This window comes from Ruminococcus difficilis (assembly GCF_016680995.1).
The window spans coordinates 1-5,279 of sequence record NZ_JAEQMG010000069.1; the positions used below are offsets into that span (position 1 = coordinate 1).

The 5,279-nt window shown below is 53.8% G+C and carries 6 protein-coding genes; all 6 read left to right on the plus strand.

Annotation, left to right across the window (positions count from 1 at the left end):
- A partial coding sequence (locus JKK62_RS08110) for a VirB4-like conjugal transfer ATPase, CD1110 family (RefSeq protein ID WP_201427500.1) occupies window positions 1-1,272 on the plus strand: 1,272 nt, incomplete at its 5' end.
- Between the two features lie 195 nt (window positions 1,273-1,467).
- Window positions 1,468-3,525, plus strand: a complete 2,058-nt coding sequence (locus JKK62_RS17970) for a M23 family metallopeptidase (protein WP_201427501.1) — start codon at window positions 1,468-1,470, stop codon at window positions 3,523-3,525.
- Between the two features lie 27 nt (window positions 3,526-3,552).
- Window positions 3,553-3,777 (plus strand): DUF4315 family protein, encoded by a 225-nt coding sequence (locus tag JKK62_RS08120; protein WP_201427502.1) that lies wholly within the window; start codon window positions 3,553-3,555, stop codon window positions 3,775-3,777.
- Complete coding sequence (locus JKK62_RS08125) at window positions 3,767-4,522, plus strand: DUF4366 domain-containing protein (protein WP_201427503.1); 756 nt, start codon at window positions 3,767-3,769, stop codon at window positions 4,520-4,522. The genes JKK62_RS08120 and JKK62_RS08125 overlap by 11 nt, the downstream gene beginning before the upstream one ends.
- Window positions 4,523-4,588: 66 nt before the next feature.
- Window positions 4,589-5,071, plus strand: a complete 483-nt coding sequence (locus JKK62_RS08130) for a hypothetical protein (RefSeq protein ID WP_201427504.1) — start codon at window positions 4,589-4,591, stop codon at window positions 5,069-5,071.
- 12 nt (window positions 5,072-5,083) lie between these two features.
- Window positions 5,084-5,279: hypothetical protein (locus tag JKK62_RS08135; RefSeq protein ID WP_436286305.1), on the plus strand; the 196-nt coding region annotated here is incomplete at its 3' end.

Below are 5,279 nucleotides of genomic sequence, written 5' to 3' on the forward strand. Positions count from 1 at the left end.
TGCGTGTTGAAGCGGCTTGACTATCAGCAGGAGCAGGGCTTTATGTCCTCGCTCGCTCTCGGCGTCAATCAGCTTGAAATCGAGCGCGGCATGACGACGAGCAGCACGGCGATATTCGTACCGTTTTTGACCTGCGAGCTGTTTCAGGAGGGCGAGGCGCTGTACTACGGTCTGAACGCCTTATCCAACAATATGATCATGGCGAACAGAAAAACGCTGAAAAACCCGAACGGCCTTTTCCTCGGTACGCCCGGCAGCGGTAAGTCCTTCTCGGCAAAGCGTGAAATGCTCAATGTGTTCCTTTTGACGCAGGACGATATTATCATTGCCGATCCCGAAAACGAGTACGCGCCGCTGGTGAACCGTTTCGGCAAGCAGGGACAGGTCATTGATATTTCGCAGAACTCCACCAACTATATCAATCCGATGGATATCAACCTCGATTACGCCGACGACGAAAACCCGATCAATCTGAAAAGCGATTTTATCCTGTCGCTTTGTGATCTGATCGTCGGCGGTAAGGACGGCTTATCGCCGGTGGAAAAGACGGTCATCGACCGCTGTACAAGGCTTGTGTACAGAAACTATCTGCAAAATCCCTGTCCTGAAAATATGCCGATCCTCGGAGACCTGTATGATTTGCTGCGGGCGCAGCCGGAGGCGGAGGCGCAGCGGATCGCTACCGCTATGGAAATTTACGTTAACGGCTCTTTGAACGTCTTTAATCACCGCTCCAACGTGGATTTGGATAACCACCGCGTTATCTGCTTCCAGTTGAAATCTCTCGGCAAGGCGCTGAAAGAAATGGGCTTGCTGATCATGCAGGACGCAGTATGGAACCGCGTGACCGTCAACCGCGCCAAGCATAAAACGACGTGGTTTTACATTGATGAATTCCACCTGCTGCTCAAAGGACAGACCGGCGCTTTCTCGGTTGAGATTTGGAAACGCTTCCGCAAATGGGGCGGTATTCCGTCGGGCTTGACGCAGAACGTCAAGGATTTGCTTGCCTCGCGCGAGATCGAGAATATCTTTGAAAACAGCGATTTTATCTACATGCTCAATCAGGCGCAGGGAGACCGTAACATCCTGGCAAAGCAGCTCGGCATTTCGCAGCACCAGCTTTCCCATGTCACACAGTCGGGACCGGGTGAAGGTCTGCTGTTTTTCGGCAATGTGATCATTCCCTTTGTGGATCACTTCCCGAAGGACACGACTTTGTATCAGATCATGACGACGCGCCCCGATGAAATCGCGAAAGAGGCGTCATAACGCAGACGGGAGGTGATGGATATGTCCCGCGACAGAGAGGATTCAGGCGCGAAACCGAGGCACAGATTTTCGGAACGTCCGAGGAACAGTCCGGATGCGGAGCGACAATCGGCAGCGTCACGCTCTCGCGGTGAAGGTCAGCCGCGTTCACGGCAAAGCAGTTTTTCGGCTCAACAGTCAAATGAGCGGCAGTATGTGGAGGAACGCACAGACGGTCATGTTGAAGAACGCCCGAACCGTGAACCCGAAGCAGCGGCACAATCCAGCTCGTTAAATCAACAGCGCAGATATGCTTCACTGCGGCAAACATCAGATAAACGCGTTAACGGTGAAAATGAAACGGCTGCAACCGCCGATTCGTTCTCCGAACAGCGTCAGGAGGAAACGGAAAGCGAAGTTTCACAATCGCCCGATTACGGTCAGCGTGCGGAACAGTCTGTTTATTCTACGGAATCAAAGCAGACGGAGAACGTCAGCCGTGAGCCGCATAGCAGCGGCGCTCATACGGTCATGCAGAACAGCAGCCGCTATCGTCAGAAGTTCCGTCAGGAGTCACAGACGGCGGAGGCCGGCACGGGAGCGTCAAAGCTGCGGTTTGCCGACGATGAATTGCCCGGACAGGACGCAGTCAACCGCAAGCTGGAAAAGGCACAGGAGCGCGCCGCGCGTTTTGAACAACGTTTGCACAAGGCGGAAAACAAGCTGCCCTCGCGCCGCAAGCCTCGTTTGGAAACCTCAGCCGATCCCGCGACCGGCAAGCAGAAAACACGGCTGCGGTTTGAAAAAGAGGTCAAAGAAAAATCCGAGGCGCTGAAAGGTCCCGCCGTGCTCCGTCCCGTGAAGGGCGTAGCCAACCTTGCCGGCGGTATGGTTCACAAGCAGATATACAAAAATGAGCATGAAAACGTCGGCGTTCAGGCGGCGCACCGTGCGGAGATCGCCGGTGAAACGGGTCTGCGGTACGCAAGCCGCGCCCATAAGCTCGCGCCGTACAACAAGGTAAAGCGTCTGCAAAACCGCACTGTCAACGCACAGGCGAAGGCGGCTTATCAAAAGGCGCTGGCGGAAAATCCAGAGCTGAAAAAGAAAAAGCTCGCCAAGGCTATGTACAAGCAAAAGCTGAAACGCAAGTACGCAAAAGCGGCGCGTGAAGCGCAGAAAACAGGCAAGCGGGCAAAAAAGACGGCGGTAACGACTGAGAAGATCGTTAAGGAGATCGCGGGAGCTATCAAGCGCCACCCGGTCGCCGCGCTGGTAATATTCCTGATTTTCCTGCTGATCCTCTTTATCGCGTCGGCGTTTACGTCCTGTACCTCTATCGGCGCGGGCAGCTCCGGCGCGTTTTCGTCTGTCTCCTATCTGGCGGGCGACATTGTTATTGATCAGGCGGAGCTGACCTATACGGAATGGGAAACCGATTTGCAGCTTGAAATCAACCGCATGGAAACCATACGGTCGGGCTATGACGAGTACCGCTATGACGTTGACGAGATCGGGCACGATCCGCATGTCCTGATGGCGTACCTGACCGCCGTGTACGGAGATTTCAACAGCTCTCAGGCGGAATCCGCTATGCGGAGCCTTTTTGACAGTCAGTATCATCTGACGCTGACCGAGGAAGTTGAGCGGCGCACCCGCACCGAACCGGCGACCGATCCGACCACACATCAGCAAACGACTACTAACGTAGCGTATGATTACAAAATTCTCAATGTGAAGCTGACCTCGGTTTCGCTTGAAAGCGTTGTATCGGGTCGCGTCAACAGCGAACAGCGCGACGCCTGTGATACGCTGCTGACGACAAAGGGCTGTCGGCAGTACGTCAAAAATGTTTTTGGCAGCACCAACTGGCTTTCAAATGTGACAAGCTATTACGGCTACCGCGTTCACCCGGTCAGCGGCGTCAAGGACTACCATACCGGCGTTGACATTGGTATGCCGCAGGGTACGGTTATCCGTGCGGGTCACGACGGCGTGGTTACCGTGGCGGGCAATTCCGGCGGTTACGGCTTGTGCGTCATTATCGAGGGCGATACCCCGACCGGCAAAACCCTGATGACGAGATACGGGCACTGTTCGCAGCTGTTGGTTGCCGCCGGTGCGAACGTTCACGCCGGAGACGTGATCGCGAAGGTCGGCAGCACCGGGACGTCCACGGGGCCGCACCTTCATTTGGAGGTTTTGCTTGACGGTCATTATCTCAATCCGCTTTATTTCGCCGAAACAGGCGACGAAACAGAGCGGCATTTATAAACAAATATTTTTGAACGGAGGTTACTATTGAACCCAAAAATTGAAAAACTCGAAAAGGATATTGAAAAAGCAACGGCGAAGATCGCGGAGCTTCAAAAGAAGGTGCGCGATATGCAGGCGCAGAAAACCGAGCTTGAAAACGCCGACTATGTGGCGACTTGCCGCAGCTTCAAGCTCACGCCGGCGCAGCTTGCGGAGTTTCTGAAAACGCGTCATTTGCCGCAGGAAACGGAGGATGACTATGAGGATTAAGAGGATCGCCGCACTGACGGCGTTATTTCTTTTGACGGCGGCGTTTGTATGTTCGCTGAATGTGTTCGCCGCTCCCGTTGAGGAAACGGACGCTCCGGCTCCTACCGCACCTGTTGCAACGCAGGGTACGCAGCCGACGGAGCCGGTCGCTCCGACTTTACCGCCCGGAGCGTTCACGCCTGACGGTCAGGGCTCGGTGCTCGACTATGTAGAGAATGAGACCGATGAAAAGCTGTTTTACACCATTTCCACCAAATCGGGCAATGTGTTCTATCTGGTGGTGGACGAGGCGCGCGGCGAACAGAACGTGTATTTTCTGAACGCGGTCACCGAATCCGATCTGACGGCGCTTGCCGAGGAAAACAATAAAACCTCGGTCAGCGGTATTTCAGCCTCTCAGACCTGTACCTGCACTGATAAATGCGAAAGCGGCAAGGTCAATGAGGATTGCCCTGTCTGCAAAAAGGATATTACCAAATGCGAAGGGAAATCTGCCTCGACCGCCGACGAACCGGCAGGCGGCAAGTCTGAGAAGGACAGCGGCAATATCACGATGTATGTCATTATCGGCGCGGCGTTTATCGCTGTCGCGGGCGTCGGAATCTACGTCAAGGTGATCCGTCCCAAAAAGCAACAGCCTGAGTTTGACGATGACGAGGGCGAGGATTACGGTGAATACAACGGAACCGACGATTACGGCAATTCCGACTATCTGCCCGAGGATGACGACACAGACGAATCATAAGAACATATAATTTTTTGGACGCGGGGGCTTCGGTCTTCGCGTCCGTTATTACAGGAGGTAAAATTTTTGGTAAATAAAATCGTTTCAATACCCGGATATGTACATCTTTACCGTTCTCTGCTGCGGTTTTATCATGTGCCCGAAAATGAGATCAAGGAAATGCTGTATGTGCTCAATACCGCGAACCTTGATTGCTTCGGCTATTATCACCCGGAGATATTCGTTGTGCAAAGCGGTCCGGCGCTGTTTTCAACTTGGCTCGACAATATGAACTACCGTCCCTACCGCACGGAGGTTCAGCTTTACAAGGCGCTGGTCTGCCTGAAGCACAGCGTTGACAGGGAGTTTATGACCGTCGAACAGCGCGAGGCGCTGCAAAAGCTCCGCTGTATCATTTCCAATATCGAGTACCGCTTTTACAAGGCATTTGGTATTGAAATCGACGATGACCGCACTGTTTACAACGAGTGCGCATTCAGTCTTGTGCCGGACGAGGACGAGCCGAGCGTCTGCCTTATGCACGATTGGGTGTATTTGCCGACGGCGTAAGGAGCGGCGGTTATGACAACGGATGAATTAAAGGTAGTTTTTGAGGAACAGGCGCAGCGGTGCCAAGAGGTGCTGCTGCAAAAGGGCATGGAATACACCCCCGATGAAGCGGATCGCTTTTCTTCCTTCAAGACGGCGGCGAGTTTGCAGCATACCTCTCCGGCAAACGCGCTGCTGGGTATGCTCTCAAAGCACATCGTTTCTCTCT

Bases quoted from the DNA above. Each gene is read 5' to 3' on its own strand.
- JKK62_RS08125 (WP_201427503.1), top strand. From the start codon at position 3,767: ATGAGGATTAAGAGGATCGCCGCACTGACGGCGTTATTTCTTTTGACG.